This window comes from Rheinheimera sp. SA_1 (assembly GCF_001669775.1).
Taxonomy (GTDB): domain Bacteria; phylum Pseudomonadota; class Gammaproteobacteria; order Enterobacterales; family Alteromonadaceae; genus Pararheinheimera.
The window spans coordinates 164,717-188,197 of the sequence record NZ_LXWK01000015.1; the positions used below are offsets into that span (position 1 = coordinate 164,717).

25 protein-coding genes are annotated in these 23,481 nt (G+C 49.1%); 1 reads left to right on the forward strand and 24 read right to left on the reverse strand.

Annotation, left to right across the window (positions count from 1 at the left end):
* The 23 genes from A5320_RS08020 to yceD all read right to left on the reverse strand — a co-directional run bounded on the left by A5320_RS08020 (position 1) and on the right by yceD (position 22,037).
* Entirely contained in the window at positions 1-1,158 is a 1,158-nt protein-coding gene (locus tag A5320_RS08020; protein WP_068063335.1) for an efflux RND transporter periplasmic adaptor subunit, read from the reverse strand.
* Positions 1,159-1,323: 165 nt separating this feature from the next.
* Complete coding sequence (locus tag A5320_RS08025) at positions 1,324-2,529, reverse strand: glycerophosphodiester phosphodiesterase family protein (protein ID WP_068063337.1); 1,206 nt, start codon at positions 2,527-2,529, stop codon at positions 1,324-1,326.
* Between the two features lie 104 nt (positions 2,530-2,633).
* On the reverse strand, positions 2,634-3,134 hold the full coding sequence (locus A5320_RS08030) for a GNAT family N-acetyltransferase (RefSeq protein ID WP_082971635.1): 501 nt from the start codon (positions 3,132-3,134) through the stop codon (positions 2,634-2,636).
* Between the two features lie 43 nt (positions 3,135-3,177).
* Entirely contained in the window at positions 3,178-3,564 is a 387-nt protein-coding gene (locus A5320_RS08035; protein ID WP_068063339.1) for a hypothetical protein, read from the reverse strand.
* Positions 3,565-3,659: 95 nt separating this feature from the next.
* Positions 3,660-4,844 carry a 2-methylaconitate cis-trans isomerase PrpF gene (gene prpF / locus A5320_RS08040; protein ID WP_068063341.1) on the reverse strand — a complete coding sequence of 395 codons (1,185 nt, stop codon included), beginning with the start codon at positions 4,842-4,844 and terminating at the stop codon, positions 3,660-3,662.
* Positions 4,845-4,937: 93 nt separating this feature from the next.
* Positions 4,938-7,535 carry a Fe/S-dependent 2-methylisocitrate dehydratase AcnD gene (gene acnD / locus A5320_RS08045; RefSeq protein WP_068063342.1) on the reverse strand — a complete coding sequence of 866 codons (2,598 nt, stop codon included), beginning with the start codon at positions 7,533-7,535 and terminating at the stop codon, positions 4,938-4,940.
* A gap of 79 nt (positions 7,536-7,614) precedes the next feature.
* A complete protein-coding gene (gene prpC / locus A5320_RS08050) occupies positions 7,615-8,745 on the reverse strand; it encodes a bifunctional 2-methylcitrate synthase/citrate synthase (RefSeq protein WP_068063343.1) in 1,131 nt (376 codons plus the stop codon).
* Positions 8,746-8,844: 99 nt separating this feature from the next.
* The gene (prpB, locus tag A5320_RS08055) at positions 8,845-9,732 is read right to left on the reverse strand and encodes a methylisocitrate lyase (RefSeq protein WP_068063344.1); all 888 of its coding nucleotides are present in this window, start codon (positions 9,730-9,732) and stop codon (positions 8,845-8,847) included.
* A gap of 10 nt (positions 9,733-9,742) precedes the next feature.
* Positions 9,743-10,426 carry a GntR family transcriptional regulator gene (locus A5320_RS08060; protein ID WP_068063346.1) on the reverse strand — a complete coding sequence of 228 codons (684 nt, stop codon included), beginning with the start codon at positions 10,424-10,426 and terminating at the stop codon, positions 9,743-9,745.
* 639 nt (positions 10,427-11,065) lie between these two features.
* Positions 11,066-11,845: a TatD family hydrolase gene (locus A5320_RS08065; RefSeq protein ID WP_068063348.1), complete on the reverse strand. Its 780-nt coding sequence runs from the start codon at positions 11,843-11,845 to the stop codon at positions 11,066-11,068.
* A 145-nt stretch (positions 11,846-11,990) separates the two neighbouring features.
* Complete coding sequence (locus tag A5320_RS08070) at positions 11,991-12,317, reverse strand: PilZ domain-containing protein (protein ID WP_068063350.1); 327 nt, start codon at positions 12,315-12,317, stop codon at positions 11,991-11,993.
* An 11-nt stretch (positions 12,318-12,328) separates the two neighbouring features.
* Positions 12,329-13,195, reverse strand: coding sequence for a DNA polymerase III subunit delta' (holB, locus tag A5320_RS08075; protein WP_068063351.1), 867 nt, complete (start codon positions 13,193-13,195; stop codon positions 12,329-12,331).
* Positions 13,196-13,260: 65 nt separating this feature from the next.
* Positions 13,261-13,881, reverse strand: coding sequence for a dTMP kinase (gene tmk / locus A5320_RS08080; protein ID WP_068063353.1), 621 nt, complete (start codon positions 13,879-13,881; stop codon positions 13,261-13,263).
* Positions 13,878-14,888 (reverse strand): endolytic transglycosylase MltG, encoded by a 1,011-nt coding sequence (mltG, locus tag A5320_RS08085; protein ID WP_068063356.1) that lies wholly within the window; start codon positions 14,886-14,888, stop codon positions 13,878-13,880. Before mltG ends, tmk begins: the two co-directional genes overlap by 4 nt.
* A complete protein-coding gene (gene pabC, locus A5320_RS08090; protein ID WP_197490039.1) occupies positions 14,882-15,658 on the reverse strand; it encodes an aminodeoxychorismate lyase in 777 nt (258 codons plus the stop codon). The genes mltG and pabC overlap by 7 nt, the downstream gene beginning before the upstream one ends.
* 179 nt (positions 15,659-15,837) lie before the next feature.
* The gene (gene fabF / locus A5320_RS08095) at positions 15,838-17,076 is read right to left on the reverse strand and encodes a beta-ketoacyl-ACP synthase II (protein WP_068063357.1); all 1,239 of its coding nucleotides are present in this window, start codon (positions 17,074-17,076) and stop codon (positions 15,838-15,840) included.
* A 124-nt stretch (positions 17,077-17,200) separates the two neighbouring features.
* Entirely contained in the window at positions 17,201-17,437 is a 237-nt protein-coding gene (gene acpP / locus A5320_RS08100) for an acyl carrier protein (protein ID WP_031564929.1), read from the reverse strand.
* 128 nt (positions 17,438-17,565) lie between these two features.
* Positions 17,566-18,309, reverse strand: coding sequence for a 3-oxoacyl-ACP reductase FabG (fabG, locus tag A5320_RS08105; protein ID WP_068063358.1), 744 nt, complete (start codon positions 18,307-18,309; stop codon positions 17,566-17,568).
* Between the two features lie 19 nt (positions 18,310-18,328).
* A complete protein-coding gene (fabD, locus tag A5320_RS08110) occupies positions 18,329-19,264 on the reverse strand; it encodes an ACP S-malonyltransferase (protein WP_068064751.1) in 936 nt (311 codons plus the stop codon).
* A 54-nt stretch (positions 19,265-19,318) separates the two neighbouring features.
* Positions 19,319-20,278, reverse strand: coding sequence for a beta-ketoacyl-ACP synthase III (locus A5320_RS08115; protein ID WP_068063360.1), 960 nt, complete (start codon positions 20,276-20,278; stop codon positions 19,319-19,321).
* A gap of 6 nt (positions 20,279-20,284) precedes the next feature.
* Positions 20,285-21,325 carry a phosphate acyltransferase PlsX gene (gene plsX / locus A5320_RS08120; RefSeq protein ID WP_197490040.1) on the reverse strand — a complete coding sequence of 347 codons (1,041 nt, stop codon included), beginning with the start codon at positions 21,323-21,325 and terminating at the stop codon, positions 20,285-20,287.
* A 6-nt stretch (positions 21,326-21,331) separates the two neighbouring features.
* Positions 21,332-21,496 (reverse strand): 50S ribosomal protein L32, encoded by a 165-nt coding sequence (rpmF, locus tag A5320_RS08125; protein WP_031564938.1) that lies wholly within the window; start codon positions 21,494-21,496, stop codon positions 21,332-21,334.
* A gap of 16 nt (positions 21,497-21,512) precedes the next feature.
* The gene (gene yceD, locus A5320_RS08130) at positions 21,513-22,037 is read right to left on the reverse strand and encodes a 23S rRNA accumulation protein YceD (RefSeq protein ID WP_068063362.1); all 525 of its coding nucleotides are present in this window, start codon (positions 22,035-22,037) and stop codon (positions 21,513-21,515) included.
* A gap of 149 nt (positions 22,038-22,186) precedes the next feature.
* Here yceD and A5320_RS08135 point away from each other — a divergent pair, with 149 nt between their 5' ends.
* On the forward strand, positions 22,187-22,777 hold the full coding sequence (locus A5320_RS08135) for a Maf family protein (RefSeq protein WP_068063363.1): 591 nt from the start codon (positions 22,187-22,189) through the stop codon (positions 22,775-22,777).
* A 40-nt stretch (positions 22,778-22,817) separates the two neighbouring features.
* On the opposite strand, the gene A5320_RS08140 is transcribed toward A5320_RS08135, so the two are convergent.
* On the reverse strand, positions 22,818-23,462 hold the full coding sequence (locus A5320_RS08140) for an HAD-IA family hydrolase (RefSeq protein WP_068063365.1): 645 nt from the start codon (positions 23,460-23,462) through the stop codon (positions 22,818-22,820).
* Between the last annotated feature and the right edge of the window lie 19 nt (positions 23,463-23,481).

Consider the following 23,481-nt stretch of genomic DNA (forward strand, 5'->3'; position numbering starts at 1 on the left):
TTAGTTCCCCACCACAGCAACAGCAGCTGTTTCTTTGACCGGTAATTTTTCGGCAGGTTTATCAGACAGCACCTGATCCAAGGTTACTGCGGCGCCATCAACTAAGGCTCCTTGTGGATGGCGCAGGATCTGGTCGCCACTATTCACGCCAGACAACAGTTCCACCGTGCCCCAGCGTGGGTCGCGGCCACCGATAGTCACTTTGACTTTTTTAAGTTTTTTGTCGGCCAGTTGCCAGACAAAACTATTATCACCTTCCTGTACCAGTACTGATGGCGGCACCATCAGACTTTGCTGATTAGCCACCGCAATAAAACCTTCGGCATATAAACCGGCGACCAAATCTTTTTTGTTATCAATAGCGACAAATAACTGCACCTGACGGGTATTTTCATTGGCTGCCGGATTAATCCGCTCGACCACACCGTCAAAACGCTGGTCCTGATAACCATTAATTTTGAAATTGACCGACTGGCCAACTTTGACCTGCCCAACCTGATCCGCGGCAATATAACCTTCAAACCGCATGCTGGCAGGATCAATCACCACCATCAATGCTTTACCAATTTGCGCGGTATCACCGGCCGAGGTTTTACGCATTGACACGACGCCGTCAAAGGGGGCACGTACGGCTGTTCTGTCAAGCTGTTGACGCGCTTCAACCAGGCGGGCTTTGGCTGATGCCAGCTCCGACTGTGACTGATTGGCTTTAATTTCAGCCGATTCTAATAATTCGGCCGTGACCAGACCTTGTTTATTCAGCGATTGCATCCGGCGCAGCTGCTTAGCTGCCTGATCGGAAGTAACAGCTGCGGAACGTTCGGCTTCTTGTGCCGACATTAATTTGTCACGGTAAGTGGTTTGATCAAGTTGCACTAACAACTCGCCGCTTTTCACCAGATCGCCGTTGTCTTTCAGCACTTGCGTGACAATACCGGAAACTTCAGCGTTCAATTCGGCTTTAATCACCGGTTGTAATGAACCAGAAATCATCGGTCCCCGCGATAACTCTCCTTGTTCAATCAACATCAGATCTGCGGTGACCAGTGACAAGATCAACGGCTTATCGTCTTTGGCTTCGGTTGATGGCACTGGTTTGCCACAACCTTGCAGCAGTGCAAAAACCATCAGAGTTATAATTTTAGTTTGGTGTTTCATCAGAAGATCCACTGGCAATGACATATAGGAGTTATATCTTATTCTGCCGAGTGTACGCGAATAATGAAACGAGTGATTCTGAAAAACCGTAACAAGTTATGACAATGCTAGCTGTTTAATATATTCATCAACTTAATCATCATTTGTTAACATTTTCCGTATTAACTACCGAGCCGCTTCTGCACATGTTTTCGCCCTCATCTGTACCGCGACATCGGGAAAATCGGTAAAAACTCCTGCGATCCCCTGGCTGAATAACCATTGAAGCTCTTGCGTTAACGGCACTGGTGTCCCATCGGCACTATGGGTCAGATAATTGTCCTCGGCCCGAAAGGTATAGGGATGAACTAACAGACCTGCCTGGCGGGCGTTGGAAAGGACACTACGCAGTACCGGCCTAGGCTCATCGATACGGCGGTATAAATTGCTGCGCCATGGGCCAATACCATCGGCGTAACTGGCCAGTGCCTGCCAGCCTTGCGGCGTTAACAAATCGCCATAATGAAAACCGGACTGATTTAGCTTCGGTAGCAATTTTCCAAGTGCGGCATAGGCGGCGTGCTGCCCTTCTGACATTTTCTCACGCCAGTACACCACATCATAAGGCTCAGAAAAATTGCCTTGTGGCAGCATATAGGCCTGTTCGGTATCGCCTAACAATTGGATCAAATGTATTTTGGTGCTGTGTCCGGCGAGCTCACTGTTGGGGAGCAACTGATGTTTTAACTGCCACAAATTCAACATTTCAAACGACTGAATATAAATCTCCGCTGGCAGGATGCTTTTATACTGCTGCAACTGCGCAACTAACAAGGTGCTGAGATCATTATTGATCGGTGATCCGTCCAGCCGGGTGCCGGCATGGGCAAAATAGGTTGGATGTTTAGTTTCCAGATATAAGCCCACTTGCCGGCCAGTCGCAATCCGATGACGCTGCAACAGCTGCAGGATTTCCGGCAACGTGACCACATCAAACTGACCATTAAAAGCCGCACTTTGCGGACGCAGCTTTGGCATCGATTCGCGTAATTTAATCCGCCGCAGTTCAGCCAGGGTAAAATCTTCACTAAACCAGCCTTCCAGGGTAATACCATCAACCATTTTGCGGGTTTTTCGATCCGTAAATTCAGCGCGGCTGGCAATATCGGTACTAGTGCTGAGTTCGTTTTCATGGCGGCTAATCAACACGCCATCTTTGGTTGGCACTAAATCGGCTTCGATGATATCGGCGCCTTGATCCAGCGCGCGCTGGTACGCCGCCAGACTATGCTCAGGCAGATAACCACTGGCACCACGATGGGCTATGACCAATGGCCACTCTGGACAGGTGGCTGCGACATTAAAACTGAAAACAAACAACAACCAACGCATCAAAACCGCCATGTTTTTCGTCACTTACCCAAACTAACCAAAACTGAAGCTTAGCGGCGAAACATGACGGCGTCATGACAATCAGATGTGTTCAAAAAGTGCAATTAGAGGATTTTTTGCAGATATTGCGCTTGCTGACCGATATAACTGGCCAGAAGTAACTGCTGCTCCGGCGTTGTTTCGGTTAGCGGTTCAAAGCCTTGTTGTTGCCAATAGGAACTGGAATTTTGTACCGCAACCAGTGCCAGAGTTCGGAACTGCTGTGTCGATGCATAGTGCTGCGCTTGCTCCAGTAATGCCCGCGCGACGCCCTGCCCACGCGCATCACTGCTAACCGCCATATCATGCAGGTACAGACAATCGGCAGCAGCAACTGGCCTAAATTCTTCGGCTAATGCGCCAATTTTGCCGGCAAGGCTTGGATAGGTAAAAAGGTAACCCCAGAGTTTGTCCTGATACAGGGCAACCCAGCAGGTTTCGGCACAGTTTTTAAAACGACTGACCACCACATCCGCGGGTTCAAATAGCTCGGTAGCATAACAACGGTCTTGCAATTTAATCACCGCCGGTAAATCGGCGCTTTGCATCAGGCGAATAGACAACATCAGTGATAAGCCCACTTCGCGAGTGGGCAAGTCCTTTTTTAGCTTAATCGAGGTTTTTCAGTAAGGTTTTATCCAGTCCGTCAGCCGTTAACAGTTTGACGACAGCCTGGCAGTGATCCACAGTAAAATCACCTTCATTGATTTGCGCATTTAACGCGTTACGACGCTTTTTCACCACGTCGCTGATCACGCTGGCATCAATACTGTTTTTAGTTTTGGCCTCCAGCTTATCCAGCCAAGGATACAAAGATTTTTCTGCATCATAAGCTGCGTGACGCACCGAAGGATGAAAATCCTGGCAGGCGTTCAGATTGAGCAAATAAAAGTTCAGATACCCGGCTACCGTCACCAGTTTATAGTCTTGATCAGCTGCCTGAACACTTGATCCCATGCTGGCAGCCAGCAAGCCGGCAATAAACAACTTTTTCATCTTATGCATCCCGCTGTGTTGAAAACTCATTGTATCAATCTAAACAGAAAAATCTTAATTTGCAATCGACTGCGCTAAAAAGCGCATCGACGGCTTCAGTTGACTGGCACTCGCACCCAACCTTCCATCAGCACCCTGCTACTTCGGCTCATAATGGCTTTTTTTACCTGCCACTGACCATCAACCATTGCAGCCTCTGCACCGACCCGCAAAGTACCGGACGGATGACCAAACCGCACCGCTGTGCGCTCACCGCCGCCAGCTGCCAGATTCACCAAAGTACCCGGAATAGCCGCGGCAGTGCCAATTGCAACAGCTGCGGTTCCCATCATCGCATGATGAAGTTTCCCCATCGATAAAGCACGCACCGATAAATCAGTATCTGCAGCTAAAATCGCTTTACCACTGGATGACACGTAAGCAGCCGGTGGCGCCACAAACGCAATTTTCGGCGTATGTTGCCGGCTTTTGGCTTGCTCAAGGTCAGTGATCAAACCCATTTTTAACGCGCCATAAGCACGAATGGTTTCAAATCTTGCCAGTGCGTTGACATCACTGTTGATGACATCTTGTAGCTCGATGCCGCTATAACCGATATCTGCCGCATTAACAAAAATGGTTGGGATACCGGCGTTGATCATCGTTGCGGCAAAAGTGCCGATCCCCGGCACTTCCAACTGGTCAACTAAATTACCGGTAGGGAACATCGAACCACCCGCACCTTCTTCATCAGCGGCTGGGTCTAAAAACTCAATCACCACTTCGGCAGCCGGAAAAGTTACACCATCTAATTCAAAATCACCGGTTTCCTGAACTTCACCGTTGGTCACCGGCACATGGGCGATAATGGTTTTTTGAATATTGGCCTGCCAAATCCGTACCGTGCAGATGCCATTGTGCGGAATGCGACTGGCATCGACTAAACCATTGCTAATGGCAAATGAGCCAACAGCTGCAGTTAAATTGCCGCAGTTGCCACTCCAGTCGATAAAAGCTTTATCGATGGCGACCTGCCCAAACAGATAATCGACATCATGGTCTGGCTTGCCACTTTTACTTAAAATCACCGTTTTACTGGTGCTGGACGTCGCGCCGCCCATACCATCAGTATGTTTGCCGTATGGATCCGGGCTGCCTATCACCCGCAGTAATAGCTGATCACGCGCATTTCCGGGTACTTGTGCAGCTGGCGGCAAATCGGACAGCTTAAAAAACACACCTTTACTGGTGCCACCGCGCATATAAGTGGCAGCAATTTTGATTTGTGGGGCAAAAGTCATGCGATTCCCTTTTTGAAAAAGGCCGCTGAACATAGCGGCCTGACAATACTTATATCAACTAAGCGATCAACAGCGTCAACTCAAGCCAGTGACTCAGTTACTCTGGCCAAGGAAGTCTTTGGCAAAACGTTGCAACACCCCACCCGCGTCATAAATCGACACTTCTTCGGCGGTATCTAACCGGCAAGTCACCGGCACCTGCAGCGTTTCACCACTGCGACGATGAATCACCAACGTTAAATCTGCTCTTGGAATACGATCGCCCAGCACATCATAACTTTCGGTACCATCAAGGCCCAAAGTCTGACGATTGACACCCGCTTTAAATTCCAGTGGCAGCACGCCCATACCCACTAAGTTAGTGCGGTGAATACGTTCAAAACCTTCCGCAACAATGGCTTCAACCCCGGCTAAGCGCACGCCTTTCGCCGCCCAGTCACGCGATGAACCCTGACCATAATCGGCACCGGCAATAATGATTAGCGGCTGTTTGCGCTCCATGTAGGTTTCAATGGCTTCCCACATCCGCGTCACTACGCCTTCCGGTTCAACGCGGGTTAACGAGCCTTGCTTGATTTTGCCATCGACCACTGCCATTTCATTGACGAGTTTCGGGTTGGCAAAAGTGGCGCGCTGCGCGGTTAAGTGATCGCCACGGTGGGTGGCATAAGAGTTAAAGTCTTCTTCCGGCAAGCCCATTTTATGCAGGTATTCACCAGCGGCACTGTCGAGCATAATGGCGTTCGATGGGGATAAATGGTCGGTGGTGATGTTATCGCCCAGCACCGCCAATGGCAGCATGCCTTTAAGAGCTCGTGCACCAGCTAAAGCGCCTTCCCAATAAGGCGGTCGACGGATATAGGTACTTTGTCCACGCCAGTCATACAGTGGGCTGATTTTCTCGCCAAAATCGACCGATACCGCAAACATTGGCTCATACACTTTACGGTATTGTTCAGGTTTCACACTGCTGGCCACCACCGCATCAATTTCAGCATCGGTTGGCCAAATGTCCTTTAAGCGGATTTCACGACCATCGGCAGTTACGCCCAGCACATCTTTTTCGATATCAAAGCGGATAGTTCCGGCAATGGCATATGCCACCACTAAAGCCGGAGAAGCTAAAAACGCTTGCTTGGCATAAGGGTGAATTCGGCCGTCAAAGTTGCGATTACCGGACAGCACCGCGGTCGCGTATAAATCGCGATCAATCACTTCTTGCTGGATCACCGGATCTAAAGCGCCGCTCATACCGTTACAAGTGGTACAGGCAAAACCGACAATGCCAAAGCCTAAGGCTTCTAAATCGGTCAGTAAATTGGCTTCTTTTAAATAGAGTTCCACCGCTTTTGAGCCAGGCGCTAACGAGCTTTTCACCCATGGCTTGCGGTTTAATCCCAGTTTATGTGCGTTACGTGCCAATAAACCGGCCGCAATCACATTGCGTGGGTTACTGGTATTGGTACAGCTGGTGATCGCAGCAATAATCACTGCGCCATCCGGCATTAAGCCTGGTTCGTTTTCGACCACACCACTAATACCTTTGGCGGCGAGTTCAGTGGTGGCGACCCGGGCATGTGGATTCGAAGGTCCGGCGATATTACGCACCACGCTGGATAAATCAAACCTCAGCACCCGTGGATATTGTGCTGTGATTAAACTATCAGCCCACAAACCGGCGGTTTTAGCGTAGGTTTCAACCAGCTTCACCTGCGCCGCTTCCCGGCCGGTCAGGGTTAAATAGTCCAGCGTCTGCTGGTCGATGTAGAACATCGCCGCAGTGGCACCATATTCCGGTGTCATATTGGAAATAGTGGCACGGTCGCCGAGGCTTAAGCTGTTAGCGCCTTCACCAAAAAATTCTAAGTAGCTCGACACTACTTTTTGCTTGCGTAAAAACTCGGTCAGCGCCAGCACGATATCAGTCGCCTGAATACCAGGTTGCGCTTTACCGGTCAGCTCCACGCCAATAATATCCGGTAACCGCATCCACGAAGCTCGGCCGAGCATGACACTCTCTGCTTCTAAACCGCCGACACCAATTGCGATGACGCCCAAAGCGTCGACATGCGGCGTGTGGCTATCGGTACCGACTAAGGTATCCGGGAAGGCCACGCCATCGATGGCATGGATCACCGGCGACATCCGTTCCAGGTTAATCTGGTGCATGATGCCGTTGCCAGGTGGGATCACATCAACATTTTTAAAGGCTTTTTTGGTCCAATTGATAAAGTGAAACCGGTCGTCATTACGACGGTCTTCAATAGCGCGGTTTTTCTCAAAAGCATCCGGCTCGAAACCACCATGTTCCACCGCCAATGAATGGTCAACAATTAACTGCGTTGGCACTACTGGGTTCACTTTGGCCGGATCACCGCCCATCAAGGCGATAGCATCACGCAGGCCAGCTAAATCGACCAGCGCGGTTTGGCCTAAAATATCGTGGCAAACCACACGGGCCGGAAACCATGGAAAATCTAATTCTTGTTTACGTTCAATCAGTTGGCCCAAATAGGCGTTTAACTGCGCCGGATCAGCACGGCGTACCAGGTTTTCGGCGTGGACGCGACTGGTATAAGGCAAGGTTTCCCAGGCGCCGGGGTTGATGCTATTGACAGCTTCGCGCGCATCAAAATAGTCATAGGAGGTGCCGGCAAGCGGCTTACGGAAATTGGTGTTTAAATTGGTCATGGGTATGCACTCTGCAAAGGCATTAAAGGGATGCGGTTGCATCCCTTATTCAAGCGATGGTCTGTGACTTGGCCGCGACTTAGCCGCGACTGGCAATCGGCGCCACTTCACGTGGTTCAACGCCGGTGTATTCAGCGCTTGGCCGGATAATCCGATTATCGGCGCGTTGTTCCATCACGTGGGCAGCCCAACCGGTTAAACGGGAGCAGACAAAAATCGGCGTAAACAACTTAGTTGGGATCCCCATGTAGTTGTAGGCCGAAGCGTGGAAAAAGTCTGCGTTACAGAACAGTTTTTTCTCGCGCCACATCACCGCTTCGCAGCGCACCGACACATCGTACAAGCGAGTGTCGCCGTTGGCGGCCGCCAGTTGCTCAGACCAGGCTTTGATCACAGCGTTACGTGGATCAGATTCAGCATAAATAGCGTGACCAAAACCCATAATTTTGTCTTTACGCGCCAGCATGCCCATTAAGGTTTCTTCGGCATGATCCGGGTTTTGCATGTGTTCAATCAGTTCCATCGCCGCTTCATTGGCGCCACCGTGCAGTGGACCGCGCAGTGAACCAATGGCACCAGTGATACAAGAATGCATATCAGACAAAGTCGAAGCGCAAACGCGGGCAGTAAAGGTTGAGGCGTTAAATTCGTGCTCAGCGTACAAAATCAGTGAGGCTTGCATCACTGTGGTGTGCAGCGCTGTTGGTTTTTCACCGTGTAAGGTCCACAGGAACTGTTCAGCAACTGAATCGGCGTCGGTTTCAACGCTGATCCGTTTGCCGTGGTGGCTGAAATTGTACCAGTAGTTAATTAAGCCCGGGAAAATCGCCAGCATGCGGTCGGTGGCATCTTGTTGGTCGTTGAAACTCAATTCAGTTTCTAAGTTACCCAGCATCGAGCAGCCGGTCCGCATCACGTCCATCGGATGGGCAGAAGCCGGAATACGTTCCAGCACTTCTTTTAGTGCGCTTGGCAGGCTGCGCATCGCTTTAAGTTTGGCTTTGTAAGCAACAAGCTCAGCAGACGTTGGTAATTCGCCTTTCAAAATTAAATATGCGACTTCTTCAAATTCACATTTAGCCGCTAAGTCTTTGACGTCATAACCGCGGTAAGTCAGGCCTGAACCGGTTTTTCCGACTGTGGATAAAGCAGTTTTACCGGCGATCTGACCGCGTAAACCAGCGCCTGTTAATTGTTTTGCGTTTGCCATGGTGTTCTCCAGCGAAGATTTAAATTGAAAAATTATTCGCAATGGCAGGGACAGAGGTTGCTGTAGTACCTGCCAGCGGTATTCATTGATGCAGTTTGCTTATTTGTTTTTATTTTCCGCAAACAACGCATCCAGCTTTTGTTCATAGCTGTGATAATTCAGGAAATCATAAAGTTCCATCCGGGTCTGCATGCTGTCGATCACCGCTTTTTGGTCGCCGTCATCCAGCAAATGCTGATACACGTTCAACGCCGCTTTATTCATCGCCCGGAAGGCACTCAGTGGGTACAACACCATCTGCACGCCAACATCTGCCAGTTCTTTTTTGTTAAACAGCGGCGTCTGACCAAATTCAGTGATATTGGCTAAAACCGGCACTTTGATTACATCGGTAAAAGCTTTGTACTGTTCCAGCGTATACACAGCTTCGGCGAAAATAGCATCGGCGCCGGCTTCAACACAGGCTTGTGCCCGTTCAATCGCCGCTTGCAGACCTTGTTGCTGCAGCGCATCGGTGCGCGCCATAATGAAAAAATTCTCGTCGGTTCTGGCATCAACCGAAGCTTTCACCCGATCCACCATTTCCGCCAACGAAACAATTTCTTTGTTCGGACGGTGACCGCAACGTTTTTGCATCACCTGATCTTCAATATGAAAACCGGCCGCGCCAGCGCGGGTCATGTCTTTGACGGTGCGGGCAATATTAAAAGCGCCACCCCAGCCGGTATCGGCATCGACTAACAGCGGCACTGAAGTCGCGCCGGTGATGCGGCGAATGTCTTCACAGACGTCGTTTAAAGAGGTCATACCTAAATCCGGCAAACCAAAAGAGGCATTGGCCACGCCAGCACCTGACAGATACAAGGCCTGATGCCCGACCCGCTCCGCCATCATCGCAGTATAGGCATTGATGGTACCGACCAGCTGCAATGGGTTGTTTGCTGCAATAGCCTGACGTAATTTCAGACCGGCGCTATGAGTTGCCATGTGAGTTCCCTTATTGCTTAAAATGAGGTTGCTTAAAATGAGTTTCGATATTACGTCGAGACGCCCCGATATGCCGGCGCATCAGTAAATCGGCCAATTCACCATCACGATTGGCAATGGCATTGATAATAGCTTTATGTTCGTCAAATGCCCGTGATACCCGCGGGCCGTTCATACCGAGCTGCACCCGGTACATCCGGACTATGAAATACAATTCGTCGCATAACAAATTGATCAGATATGGATTTTTGCTGCCTAAAATGACGCGGTAATGAAAATCAACATCGCCGGCTTCCTGATAATAACTTTCGCCTTCACGCACGCGTTGGGTCGACAAATGCTGATCCAGCAATTGCTGCACCTGGGCAATTTCCGCATCCGTCATATGTTCAGCGGCCAAGCGACAGGCCAGCCCTTCCAGCGTTTCACGCAGCTGATACAACGACACCAATCCAGCAACCGATAACTTCACCACCCGCGCACCGGCGTTGGGAATACGTTCAATCAGATGACAACGCTCTAATCTGGCGAGCGCTTCGCGCAGCGGCGCCCGGCTTAAATCAAAACGTTTTGCCAGTTCCGGCTCAGAAATTTTGCTGCCTGGCGCAATTTGACCTTCAACGATAGCGCGTTGAATTTCCAACAACACCCGGTCAGCGGCAGTAATAGGATCTTTCCAGGTTGGGCTCTGCATCACATTGTCGACAATTTAACTGGAATGCGCCATTTTTAGCCTTTAAATGATGATTTGTCAATTTTATTGTCGACACAAAATACTAATCAAGCATTTTCTCAGTAGCCGACCGGCCAGCCGTTGCTGTAACAAATAACTTCCAAATTCCGGGAATATTTTTCTGATAAAAATATTTTAAGATTGTTTATGACTATAAATTAGCAATTGATAATGTTTTGGCTATAAACAGATTTTTGGCGCAACAGCCTGCAACACCAGTGCAATCAAAGCATGCTGGCATTTTCGCTGGATAAGCTGGGGATAACCATTGGATAACTTGGGTACAAGCTGGGGCTAATTATACAAATATTTAACTTTTTCAACGAACTGTCGACGTTAGGTGATTTGAGCAATTTTTACGCACTTGGCTACACTGAATTCATGTCGCATTGCTGTAGTGTCGCAATGCTTCACCGGTAGCGCACGGCTCAGTTTCTGAGCCATTCCCCTAAGCCCAGAACAATGCGGATTGGTTCTGGGCTACTTTTATCTGCTTGATTTAACTTTTCTTTTCAGTAAACCACCGTTCAATGAAACTCATTTTCAATTGAACTGCCTGGTTCTGGCAAGGCAACCAATTATACTGGTTATGGGTCAGTTTCAGGCTCGTTTAGCCAGTGGAAACAATCGATAAAAATTCGCAGTACTATGGCTGGCAATCGTCGTTAAATCTTCTGAACGCACCTGCGCCACAGCCGCCGCTACCGCACTGACATAAGCCGGCTGATTGGTTTTGCCACGAAATGGTACTGGCGATAAATAAGGCGAGTCGGTTTCTATCAGTAACCGGTCAAGCGGTACCTGACGCACCACGTCCCGCAGCGCGTCGGCGTTGCGAAAAGTCATAATGCCGGAAAAAGAAATATAAAAACCTAAATCTAACGCAGCTTTAGCAGTGTCCCAATCTTCGGTGAAGCAGTGCAAAACGCCACCACAACGGTCCGCCTGATACTGACGCATTAATGCCAAGGTATCGGCTTTGGCATCGCGGGTATGGATGATCAGTGGTTTTTGCAACTGGTTCGCCACTTCAATATGGCTGATAAAGGCTTGTTGTTGCAGTTGTTTAGTATCAGGACTATAGAAGTAATCAAGACCAGTTTCGCCAACCGCCACTACTTTTGAATCAGCCGCCAGCGCTAATAATAAATCGGCGTCCAGTACGTCTTGTTGATGCAGCGGATGTTCGCCGCAGGACACCGACACCTGTGGATAAGGTGCGACCAAAGCGGCCATCGAAGGATATTCAGCTAGACTAACTGACACACAAAGCAGATGTTCAATCTGCTCATTTTTGGCATTTGCCAGCACTGCAGGCAAATCCATCGCCAGTTTATCCAGTTCCAGCCGATCAAGGTGACAATGGGAATCTACAAACACAACCAGTACTCCGGTGTTCTACAACAGTATGTTTTAAAAACGATTATTTAAATAAATATGCTGCGCATCAGCAGAAATAGTTGTGACGGCAGATGCTCAAATCAGGATAGCGCTGACCACATATTCCGCACTATTTGCAGTCGTATTACAGGGTATAAGTGGCTTCAGGTGAATTTTGCAAACCGCTGATTAACTTTTCGATTTTATCGCGTAACTGCGATTTGTCATCGATAAAAGCCACACCAATACCGGCCGGGCTATTATTCTGCGCGCCATGTGGCGTGATCCAGGCCACTTTGCCAGTCACAGATACAGTTTCCAGCGCGTCAGGCAGCGTCACCGATAACGCCAGCGACTGACCAATTTTATACTGGCGGGCGGTCCGCACAAACAAACCTCCTTGTTTCAGGAAAGGCATAAAAGCGCGGTTTAATTCTTTGATATCAAGGAAATCCAAAGGTATTTCTTCCAACGATGCCTCCGTTAGCGCAGTAAACGCTGTACATCCAATAATAAAGCAGTAAGCGCTAAAGTTCTATTCTGCCCCAAAATTTGCTGTTCGTCACGGCACCATTGTGCCAGCCGTTGAAACAGCTGCTGACAGTTGCGATTTTCGTCGACAGTTGGCCATAGCTGCCTGACAAACCAAAACAGGATAGTGGTGGTTTCGGTTTGTGCTTCCAGCGTTTTTACCATGTCGGACAGCGGGTATTCACCGGCAATAAAACGTGGTAACAGTTGCAGCAACTGATCAATTTGCTCGCTTTGACCGGAGGCAAGTAATTCCAATGCCCGAAGCGGCGCACCAGCACAATAAGCCAGTAAATAAGGAGGCACCGGTTGGTCGCTCTGCTCTGCCAGCCACAGCTGCGCCGCCTGGTCATTCACCGGCGCAATCAGCCAACGCTGACAACGGCTTAATATAGTCGGCAGTAGTTGTTGTTCATAAGCAGTTTGCAGTAGCAGAAAACTATCGCTGCCCGGCTCTTCCAGCGTTTTGAGCAAGGCATTGGCGGCAGCTTCGGTCATCTTGTGCGCCTGCGGCAATAACACCACCCGCGCCCCACCTTGTTGTGGCGTACCTTGCATAAACTGACTGAGTTCACGCACCGCATCGACGCCGATACTGCTGTCGCTTGCTAACTGCATTAAATCAGGATGATGACCTGCATTCACCAATAAACAACTTTTACAATAACCGCAAGCTGCATCCGGGAATGGCTGCAAACACAGCAGCTGCTTGGCCAAATGCTGCGCAACTAAATGTTTACCCACACCGTTTGGCCCGGTAAACAGCAAGGCATGATGCAGCTGGCCGCTTTGTGCCAATTGGCCCAAATGCAGTTGCATTGGCACGAGCCAGGGTAAAGTTGTAGCTTGTAAACTCCCGGGATTTAAATTCCCCGTCTCTAAATTCACAGCCCGGCAGCCTCTAATGCGGCAATAATTTGTTGCTGCACTTCAGCCACTGTCCGGCTGGCATCAATAATAGCGATATGAGGTTCACTATTGGCAATTTCCAGATAACGACTGCGGGTGCGCTGGAAAAAAGCCAGTTGTTCCTGTTCAATCCGATCCAGCTCGCCACGAACCCGTGCCCGCTCCAGGCCAATCACCGGATCAATATCCAAGTACAAGGTAAAGTCTGGCTTGGTCTGACCGAGCACAGCCTGACGAATACTGTCAATCAATTGGGAATCAATCATCCGGCCGCCGCCCTGATAAGCCCGCGACGACATATCATGCCGGTCGGCCAGTACCCAGTCGCCGCGCAACAATGCCGGACGGATCACCTGACTGAGCAGCTGCACCCTGGCTGCATACATCAACAACAATTCGGTTTCCGGCGCAACTTGTTCAGATTGCACCGATTTGACTAAAGTACGGATTTGTTCTGCCAGCGGTGTACCACCTGGCTCGCGGGTTTGCACCACAGAATGGCCACGCGCTTCCAGCCACTGCCGTACTGTGCTGATCGCCGTTGTTTTCCCCGCGCCTTCCAGCCCTTCAATCACAATAAAACGCGCTGATATCATGGTTTTTTCCCGAAAATATACTGTTGCACGGCGCGATTATGCTCCGGCAATGACGCTGAAAACTGGTGGCTGCCATCGCCTTTCGCTACAAAATAAAGTTTATCACTGACCAGCGGTTTGGCAGCGGCCTGCAGCGACGTCGCGCTAACTAATGCAATCGGACCTGGCGGCAAGCCGAAATGAACATAGGTATTATAGACATGGGGATCTTTTAAATGCGCGCGGGTAATGTCGCCCTGATAACGATCGCCGAGGCCATAAATTACCGTTGGATCAGTTTGTAACTTCATCCGCTGCGCCAGCCGGTTAATAAAGACGGAAGCAATCAGCGGTTTTTCTGAAATGACGCCGGTTTCTTTTTCAATGATCGACGCCAGCGTCAACAATTGATAAGGCGTACTAAACGGCAATGTGGTATCGCGCTGCGTCCACGCCTGTTCTAACTGCTGTATTAAAGAATGGTGTGCCCGGCGATAAATATCAGATGCTTTACTATGTGCGGTATAAAAATAAGTTTCCGGAAAAAACAGTGCCTCAAGATTTGGTGGTGATGCGCCCCACTCAGCTGGCCAATTGATCAGCTGTTGTAAGGCCTGTTCATCTGACAAATCATTTTGCAGGTAAGGCGCATTGGCTAAGGCTAACAAACTTTGTTTTAACGTTTCACCTTCGCGCAGCATAAAACTGAACTGCGCAACTTTGCCACTTCGAAATAAAGCTAACTGATTTACTAACAAATCTGGTTGTACCCGATAGACCCCGGCCTTTACCGAACGCAGTTCTGGTTGTAACACGCTGAGTAACTTTAATTGCAGACACTGACTTTTGCTCAGCAATTGCTGTTGTTGCCACTGGCGGCACAATCCGGATAAGGAACTGCCTGCGGGTAAATCATAATAAGGGCCGGTTAATGCCAGCCTGGTTTGCCGGAATTGCTGCAGTTGATTCAGCAAACCAAAAGCCACCACGGCGAGCACGAATAACAGCACAAATAACTTCTTTAACATGAAATCTTTCCTGCCAGAAATGGCACTAATTGCTGAATGGGTCTGACTTCATCCAGATTGAACGAACGTTGCATAAATTGCAGTACCGGCACCACGCCCATCAGCGCATTGCTGGCAAACATCGTCGATGCTTGGTCAAGTACCGTCAGTGGATAATAACCTTGTTGTACATTCATCTGTTGCAGTAACCACTGCCGCATCACACCTTCAACACCAGCCTGATCAAGTTTTGGTGTACACCACTGACCATTGATTTTAAAAAATACATTGGCAGCACAAAGTTCGGTCACGCGGCCTTGCTGATCGCAAACAATCAGGTCATCAAATGCACTTTGTTCAGCTTCAGCTTTGAGTAACACAGTTTCCAGCCGGCTGGTATGTTTCATCCCTGCTAATAACGGCTGTGTGGACAATTGCAGACTAGCGACTCCAAGGCGGATACCCTGCTGACGTTGCACGTGATAATCGGGTAACGGGCTGTTTGTCACATAAACCAGCGGCTCGTTAAATCCGGCGGGACTATACCCCCGTCCGCCCTGACCACGGCTTACCAGCAGTTTAACCACCTGCGACGGCGCGGTAATAACTTGTTCGGCTTGTCGTTTCACCACTTGCTCGTTAAGTGCCGGCATCTGCAATCGCTTTAACGACTGCGCCAAACGCTGCCAATGTAAATCCCACAGTACCAGCTGTGAGTTATCTACCAAAATGGTGGTAAAGATCCCATCGCCGTACTGAAAACTGCGGTCAGAAACAGTAGGTTGAAGCACCAGCACGCCTTGTTTTTTTCAAAAAATGCAGTATGCCTGAAAATTCCGGCGCTGAAAATTGCCAAGCTAGAAATGACAACGCCGCTTTGCAATGCAAAGCGGCGTTTTTTTCTATGATGGTCAAACGCCTCGCTGTAACACTATTTAGTATTATCTGCAGCGACGCAGTTCTTGCAAAGTTAAACCTTACGGAACAACACTGAACCGTTGGTGCCACCAAAACCGAATGAGTTGCACAGTGCATACTCCATCGAGACCTGACGGGTTTCGTGCGGTACGTAGTCTAAATCACAACCTTCGTCCGGGTTATCCAGGTTGATAGTGGGAGTCACTACCTGATCCTGTAACGATAAAATGGTGATGATTGATTCAACCGAACCCGCAGCACCTAACAAATGCCCGATCATCGATTTGCTGGAACTGACCATTAATTTATCGGTGGAACCGGCAAAAACCTTTTTAATTGCCTGCGTTTCAGCGATATCACCGGCCGGCGTCGAAGTGCCGTGGGCATTGATGTAGCTGACCTGATCAGCAGATACACCGGCATCACGTAGCGCGTTCGCCATGGCATTAGCGCCACCACGACCATCTTCTGGCGGCGAGGTCATATGATAAGCATCGCCGCTCATGCCAAAACCAACCAGTTCAGCGTAAATTTTCGCGCCACGGGCTTTCGCATGTTCGTATTCTTCCAGCATCACCACACCGGCGCCGTCACCCAATACAAAACCGTCACGGTCTTTATCCCAAGGGCGACTGGCTTGTTGCGGGGCATCGTTACGGGTTGATAAAGCCCGCGCCGCGCCAAACCCGCCCATGCCTAAAGTGGTCGATGCTTTTTCTGCACCACCAGCTAACATTGCATCGGCGTCACCGTACACAATCATCCGCGCCGCGTGACCAATATTGTGCACACCGGTGGTACAAGCAGTAACGATGCTGATATTTGGGCCTTGCAGACCAAGCATGATCGACAAATGACCTGCAATCATATTGATAATGGTTGAAGGCACAAAAAATGGAGAGAGTTTGCGTGGACCGCTGGCGAGCAGTTTTTCGTGGTTCTCTTCGATTAAACCAAGACCACCAATACCAGATCCGATGGCAGCACCAATCCGGCCAGCGTTTTCTTCTGTCACTTCAATGCCAGAATCGCGGAACGCCTGAATACCTGCGGCAACGCCATACTGGATAAACAAGTCCATCTTCCGGGCTTCTTTGGCCGGGAAAAATGATTCGACATCAAAATCCTTAATTAAACCGGCAAACTTGGTACTGTAGGCTTCAGTATTAAAATGAGTGATCAGACCAATACCGCTTTTTGCTTGTTGCAAGCCCTGCCAGGTTGACGTGACGTCATTCCCTAACGGCGTTAGCATGCCCAATCCAGTTACCACGACTCGACGTTTCGTCACATTGTCCTCCGCAAGGAAATTTACTTTCTCTGCTTTACTGCTTCAAACCAAGGATAGATCAAAGGTTTGACTATGCCAGAAATGAAAACGGGTAGCTTAGCTACCCGTCTGCATTGCGCATTGCTTATTCAGCGTGCGCTTTGATGTAATCGATAGCAGATTGCACCGTAGTGATTTTTTCTGCTTCTTCATCAGGAATTTCAGTATCGAATTCTTCTTCCAGCGCCATGACCAGTTCAACTGTGTCTAAAGAGTCAGCGCCTAAGTCATCAACAAAAGAAGCTTCGTGCTTTACGTCTTCTTCTTTAACGCCTAACTGTTCAATGATAATTTTCTTAACGCGTTCTTCGATGTTGCTCATCTTTTCTTCCTTTTTCTCATATAAATCGCAACAATTCGTGCAATTTTGTGTGGCGGCTAGTTTAGTGGCAAGCGCAGTTCGTTGCAAGCAATGCACAAGTCATTTCCTGCTGGTCGAACCTGATTCGCTTAAACCATATACATGCCACCGTTAACATGAATCGTTTCACCGGTGATGTAAGCCGCCTGGCGGGATGCCAGAAAGGCGACTGTTGCCGCAATTTCTTCAGGTAACCCCAGACGATTCGCCGGTACCTGACTAAAGATTGCTTGCTTTTGCTCATCTGAAAGATCTTTGGTCATATCAGTATCAATAAAACCAGGAGCAATTGCGTTGACAGTTATACCACGAGACGCCACTTCTTTCGCAAGAGATTTTGTAAAACCAAGCACACCGGCTTTTGCCGCCGCGTAGTTAGTTTGACCAGCGTTACCCATTGATCCCACAACAGAACCGATGGTGATGATGCGTCCACAGCGTTTTTTCATCATGCTGCGAAGCACCGCTTTACTCATCCGGAAGACTGAGGTTAAGTTAGTTTGCATGATGTCAAACCACTCTTCGTCCTTCATCCGCATTAATAAATTGTCGCGGGTAATACCAGCGTTATTGACCAGAATATCAATTTCACCAAAGTTAGCTTTGATGGTTTCCAGGCATTGTTCTATCGATTCGGCGTTGGCCACATCCAGCACCAGGCCCTGCCCAGCGCCCAGAAACTCAGAAATAGCTGCCGCCCCTTTTTCGGTAGTCGCAGTGCCAATCACTTTGGCACCTAATGCCGCCAGTTGTTCAGCGATGGCGCGGCCGATGCCACGACTGGCGCCGGTCACTAATGCAACCTGGCCATCCAGAGAAATAAAAGCTGTCATAAAAACCCTTGCTTAAAAATTAGGTGGTTGGATTTAAAGCGTTATTCAAAGACGTTAAATCATTGACTGAATTGGTATTGAGACTTTTATCAATCCGTTTAATCAGGCCAGCCAACACTTTACCGGCACCAATTTCAACGACGTCAGTCACGCCTTGTGCCGCCAGCCATTCGATGGATTCAGTCCAGCGTACCGGGCTGAATAATTGCCGTACCAGCGCATCTTTAATGTCGTTTTGTTCAGTCGCTATCGCCACATCGACATTATTCAACACTGGTATGACAGTTGGATGAAAATCCAATCCGGCCAGATCTGCGGCTAACTTCTCGGCAGCCGGTTTCATCAAGGCACAATGCGATGGCACGCTCACTGGTAAAGGTAATGCCCGTTTGGCGCCATATTCTTTGCAAAGTTCACCGGCACGTTCAACCGCGGCTTTATTGCCGGCAATAACCACCTGACCTGGTGAGTTAAAATTCACCGGTGACACCACTTCACCTTGCGCTGCTTCTTCGCAGGCTTTGATAATCAACGCATCATCCAGACCAATAATCGCCTGCATCGCACCAGTACCGGCGGGTACGGCAGTTTGCATGTATTGACCACGTTTTTCGACCAGCTTCACCGCATCGCCTAAACTCAAAGCGCCACTACAAACCAAAGCTGAATATTCGCCTAAGGAATGCCCGGCCATATAAGCAGGTGTTGCACCGCCCTGTTGTTGCCACAACCGCCAAATGGCGACTGAAGCTGTTAACAATGCAGGTTGCGTGCGATGAGTTTCGTTTAAATCAGTGTCCGGGCCGTTGGCAACTAAGGCCCATAAGTCATAACCCAGCGCTTTGGACGCTTCGTCGAAGGTGTCGCGCACCGTGGCGAATTCGCTGTGAAGTTCGCTTAACATACCAACGGTTTGCGAGCCTTGTCCTGGAAAAACCAATGCAAGTTTAGTCATTTTTTTGTCCACTTTGTCATCTATGCTTTGTGCGCTTTGCTTAGTACTTTTTGCTTAGTACTTCACCAGGGCTGATGCCCAGGCAAAACCACCGCCAAATGCTTCTAATAATAGGGTTTGACCGCGTTTGATCCGGCCATCGCGAATTGCTTCATCCAGTGCCGTCGGCACTGTGGCAGCTGATGTGTTGCCGTAACGGTCCAGGTTAATCACCACCTGATCCATCGACATATCAAGCTTTCGTGCTACCGCAGAAATAATTCGCAGGTTGGCCTGGTGCGGCACCAGCCAGTCGATTTGCGATTTTTGCAAATTGTTGGCCGCTAAGGTTTGTTCAACCACTTCTGATAATTTAGTGACAGCAACTTTAAATACGTCGTTGCCTTTCATCACGCCCCAGCTGTTGTGGATAGATTGTTCATTACCACGACGCGGATTGTTCACATACAACAGCTCTGAATATTTGCCATCAGAATGGATGTGTGTCGATAAAATGCCAGGCTCTGCAGAAGCTTCGATAATCACCGCACCAGCCGCATCACCAAATAAAATCACCATACTGCGATCTTCAGGGCTAATCAGCTGCGACAGGCAATCGGCACCGATCACCAGCACCCGTTTTGCCATACCGCCTTTCACATATTGATCGGCAACACTTAAAGCGTAGCAAAAACCGGCACAAGCGGCAGAAATATCAAAGGCAGGAATATTTGGAATATCCAGTTCACGTTGCACTTCGCAAGCTGAGCTGGGTAAAGCCCGGGAACCACTGGTGGTGGCCAGCACTATCATATCGATGGTGTTTTTATCAATACCGGCAGCTTCAATCGCCTGAAGCGCAGCCTGGGTACTCATAGTCGCAACGGTTTCGTGCTCGCCAATGATGCGGCGCTCGCGTATACCGGTGCGTTCAATAATCCATTCGTCGGTGGTTTCGACCATGCTCTCTAAATCGGCATTGGTGCGGACTTGCGCCGGGAAATAACTGCCGGTGCCTATAATGCGTGAATACATGGGGACCTACGCTTTATCGATTAATACGTGTTCCAACCGGTCTTTTATTTTTGCGGGCACCTGGCGTTCAACCTCGCGCACCGCCTGCCGGATGGCACTTAGAAATGCTTCTTTCGTAGCATTTCCGTGGCTTTTCACTACAATTCCGCGCAATCCTATCAGACTCGCACCGTTATAGTGGTCGGGGTTCACACCAGATCCGATACTTTTTAGTAAAGGTTTGATCATCCAGCCGAATAAATGCGCAGACATACTGTTTTTCAATGCCTGTTCAAAACGCTTCATGATGAGTTTGGCGACACCTTCGCAGGTTTTCAGCGCCACATTGCCAACAAAACCATCACAAACAATGACGTCGGCTTTGCCAGAGAAGATATCGTTGCCTTCGATATAACCGATATAGTTGATATCGGAACATTCGGACAACAATAACGAGGTACGTTTTATTTGATCCGAGCCTTTGATTTCTTCTTCGCCCATATTGAGCAAAGCAACTTTCGGCCGGTGAATACCTTCCACTTCTTCCGCCATCACCGCGCCCATCACCGCAAACTGAAACAAGGTATCTGAATCACAGTTAACGGTCGCGCCAAGATCCAGCATAAACACCGGACTGCCGACCGTGGTAGGTAATGCGCTAATCAACGCCGGACGCTCCACACCGCCAAGCATTTTTAACACAAAATGTGCCATCGCAATCAGCGCACCGGTATTACCGGCACTGACACAAGCCTGCACTTGCTGTTTATCGACCAAATCCAAAGCTACGCGCATCGAAGAATCGCGTTTATTGCGAAGCGCAACGGACGGTCGGTCGGTCATTAAAACTTGTTGGGAGGCGTGTTTAAAACTAATTTGCGGATGGTCTGCAAGACCGGCATCAGCGAGATAAGGTTGCAGTAAATCGGTATCACCGCACAGGACTAAATCAAGAAGGGGGAATTCTTCCACTGCGGCAAGTGCCGCGGGAATAGTAGATAGGGGGCCATGGTCGCCCCCCATCATATCTAAAGCTATTTTAAGCCGTTCTGGTTGCAACGAGTGCACCGCGACTTATTTAACTTTACGACCTTTGTAGAAACCGTCGGCGGTGATGTGGTGACGACGATGGGTTTCACCGGTAGTAGCGTCGACTGACAGCGTTGGGCCAGTCAGAGCGTCGTGTGAACGACGCATGTCACGCCGGGCGCGAGATTTTTTGTTCTGTTGTACAGCCATTGCTATTCTCCTAAAGTCACTTTTTCTTCAATTCTTGCAATATTGCAAATGGGTTCGGTTTTTCTGGTTCCGGCTCTATATGTCCGAAGCTCGTCTGCAACTTTGCTGGATCGCATTGATCAACATCATGCATCGGGAACAACGGTAAAGCCAGAATTAATTCGTCCTCAACCAATTGCCTCAAGTTAACTTCGCCGTGTTCGTCTTTCTCGATCACGTCGTAGCGTTCCGGAATTTCATCGTGAGCCGAATCATCCCCTTTAACAGGGGTATATGCAAAACTGCTGTCAATCGCCAGTGACATTTCGTCACCGCACCTTTCGCAGGTCAGACTGACAGTACAGTGAGCTTCGCCAGATATAAAGACTAAGCCTTGCTCGTCAGTTCCGCAATCTATGACTGCATCAACATCACCTTCCTTGACCAGCAACAACTCGGTAAACCGGGTCAGCGTGTTCATTGGAATGACCCCTTCGAAACTGAGCCTTTTTTGCGCAGTACGGACTGGATCTATAGTGATTGGGATTTTTAGCTTTTGCATAAGGCGCGCATCATATAGATCAAGGCTTGTACTGTCAAAGGGTTGATCGCCATTTTGTTAATTTTCCGCGCGCGAAGCAACAAAAAAATCAGTATAGTGGCGCCAGATTATTTACGCATTACTATATATAGCCAGCGCTGGAGTTCTTTATGCCTGCAAATCTTTGGTTAGCTTCAACCTCTGTTTACCGTAAAGCCTTGTTAGAAAAGCTGACGCCTAACTTTGAAATGGCGAAACCGCAAGTCGATGAAACTGCCCTGCCCGGCGAAACCGCCATGCAACTGGTCGAGCGGCTGGCGATTGCCAAAGCCCAGGCCGTGGCGGCAAATCTGGACGATGGTTTAGTGATTGGTTCGGATCAGGTCGCCTTATTCGACAATGACATCCTGGGCAAACCACATACTGCTGAAAATGCTTTTGCCCAATTAAAACGATTTAGCGGACACAAAGTGACATTTCTGACCGGGCTGGCTGTGGTCAACGCCAGAACTGGCGCCGTGGTCCACTGTGTCGACACATTTTATGTGCATTTTAGGCAACTGACGGATCAAGATATCCACACTTATATCAGCCGTGAACAACCGCTCAACTGTGCCGGAAGTTTCAAAAGTGAAGGTCTTGGTATCACCTTGTTTGAAAAACTGGAAGGTGACGACCCGAATAGCCTGATTGGTTTGCCATTGATTAAATTGCATCAGCTATTAAAGCAGCAAGGACGTGATGTTTTGCTTCAGCCATAAATTCAGGCTGAAGCCGTTATCAACTGCCCACAAAACACTATTAACAGTGGGCAGTCAGTTCTGGTAATGAATCAATCACCGCTTTTGGCGAAAAGGGCACAAAATCAACCGCTTTATGTACGCCATGGGTAATGCCGATCCGTGGCATCTGAATGGCATGCGCCATTGCCAGGTCATGCACAGTATCGCCCACCATCACCGCTTGTTCTGGTTTTAGCTTAAGCTCTACCAGAATTTGTTCCAGCATTTGTGGATGGGGCTTTGATTGTGCTTCATCGGCACAACGGCTGGTGTGAAAAAAATGGCCGGTCTGCGTCTCGTCAAATATCCGGTTTAAACCGCGCCGCATTTTACCAGTTGCCACCGCCAACAAATAACCTTGCTGCTGCAAGTCGGTAAACAATTCGCGGGCACCGGCAAACAAAGGTGTTGCCGTTTGGTCGTGGTGCAAATAAATCTCTTTATAAGCTTCACACAGCGCCAATCGTGTTGGTGCGTCTGCCAAAGGAAACAATCTGGCAAATGCCGGATCCAAACTTAATCCGATAATCTGCTTTGCTTCATCAAAAGTTGGTACTGTCACCTGAAGTCGCGCCGCAGCCCCTTGCACACAGGTAACAATTTTACCGACCGAATCCATCACGGTGCCGTCCCAGTCAAAAATGACCAGTTTTACTGCTGACATAATTAATCACCACTACTTA

Excerpts from the sequence above, each read along its gene's own strand:
- A5320_RS08020 (WP_068063335.1), bottom strand. The coding sequence starts at position 1,158 with ATGAAACACCAAACTAAAATTATAACTCTGATGGTTTTTGCACTGCTG.
- A5320_RS08025 (WP_068063337.1), bottom strand. The coding sequence starts at position 2,529 with ATGCGTTGGTTGTTGTTTGTTTTCAGTTTTAATGTCGCAGCCACCTGT.
- A5320_RS08030 (WP_082971635.1), bottom strand. The coding sequence starts at position 3,134 with ATGTTGTCTATTCGCCTGATGCAAAGCGCCGATTTACCGGCGGTGATT.
- A5320_RS08035 (WP_068063339.1), bottom strand. The coding sequence starts at position 3,564 with ATGAAAAAGTTGTTTATTGCCGGCTTGCTGGCTGCCAGCATGGGATCA.
- prpF (WP_068063341.1), bottom strand. The coding sequence starts at position 4,844 with ATGACTTTTGCCCCACAAATCAAAATTGCTGCCACTTATATGCGCGGT.
- acnD (WP_068063342.1), bottom strand. The coding sequence starts at position 7,535 with ATGACCAATTTAAACACCAATTTCCGTAAGCCGCTTGCCGGCACCTCC.
- prpC (WP_068063343.1), bottom strand. The coding sequence starts at position 8,745 with ATGGCAAACGCAAAACAATTAACAGGCGCTGGTTTACGCGGTCAGATC.
- prpB (WP_068063344.1), bottom strand. The coding sequence starts at position 9,732 with ATGGCAACTCATAGCGCCGGTCTGAAATTACGTCAGGCTATTGCAGCA.
- A5320_RS08060 (WP_068063346.1), bottom strand. The coding sequence starts at position 10,426 with ATGCAGAGCCCAACCTGGAAAGATCCTATTACTGCCGCTGACCGGGTG.
- holB (WP_068063351.1), bottom strand. The coding sequence starts at position 13,195 with ATGCAACTGCATTTGGGCCAATTGGCACAAAGCGGCCAGCTGCATCAT.
- tmk (WP_068063353.1), bottom strand. The coding sequence starts at position 13,881 with ATGATATCAGCGCGTTTTATTGTGATTGAAGGGCTGGAAGGCGCGGGG.
- mltG (WP_068063356.1), bottom strand. The coding sequence starts at position 14,888 with ATGTTAAAGAAGTTATTTGTGCTGTTATTCGTGCTCGCCGTGGTGGCT.
- acpP (WP_031564929.1), bottom strand. The coding sequence starts at position 17,437 with ATGAGCAACATCGAAGAACGCGTTAAGAAAATTATCATTGAACAGTTA.
- fabG (WP_068063358.1), bottom strand. The coding sequence starts at position 18,309 with ATGACAGCTTTTATTTCTCTGGATGGCCAGGTTGCATTAGTGACCGGC.
- fabD (WP_068064751.1), bottom strand. The coding sequence starts at position 19,264 with ATGACTAAACTTGCATTGGTTTTTCCAGGACAAGGCTCGCAAACCGTT.
- A5320_RS08115 (WP_068063360.1), bottom strand. The coding sequence starts at position 20,278 with ATGTATTCACGCATTATAGGCACCGGCAGTTATTTCCCGGCGCAAGTC.
- rpmF (WP_031564938.1), bottom strand. The coding sequence starts at position 21,496 with ATGGCTGTACAACAGAACAAAAAATCTCGCGCCCGGCGTGACATGCGT.
- yceD (WP_068063362.1), bottom strand. The coding sequence starts at position 22,037 with ATGCAAAAGCTAAAAATCCCAATCACTATAGATCCAGTCCGTACTGCG.
- A5320_RS08135 (WP_068063363.1), top strand. The coding sequence starts at position 22,187 with ATGCCTGCAAATCTTTGGTTAGCTTCAACCTCTGTTTACCGTAAAGCC.
- A5320_RS08140 (WP_068063365.1), bottom strand. The coding sequence starts at position 23,462 with ATGTCAGCAGTAAAACTGGTCATTTTTGACTGGGACGGCACCGTGATG.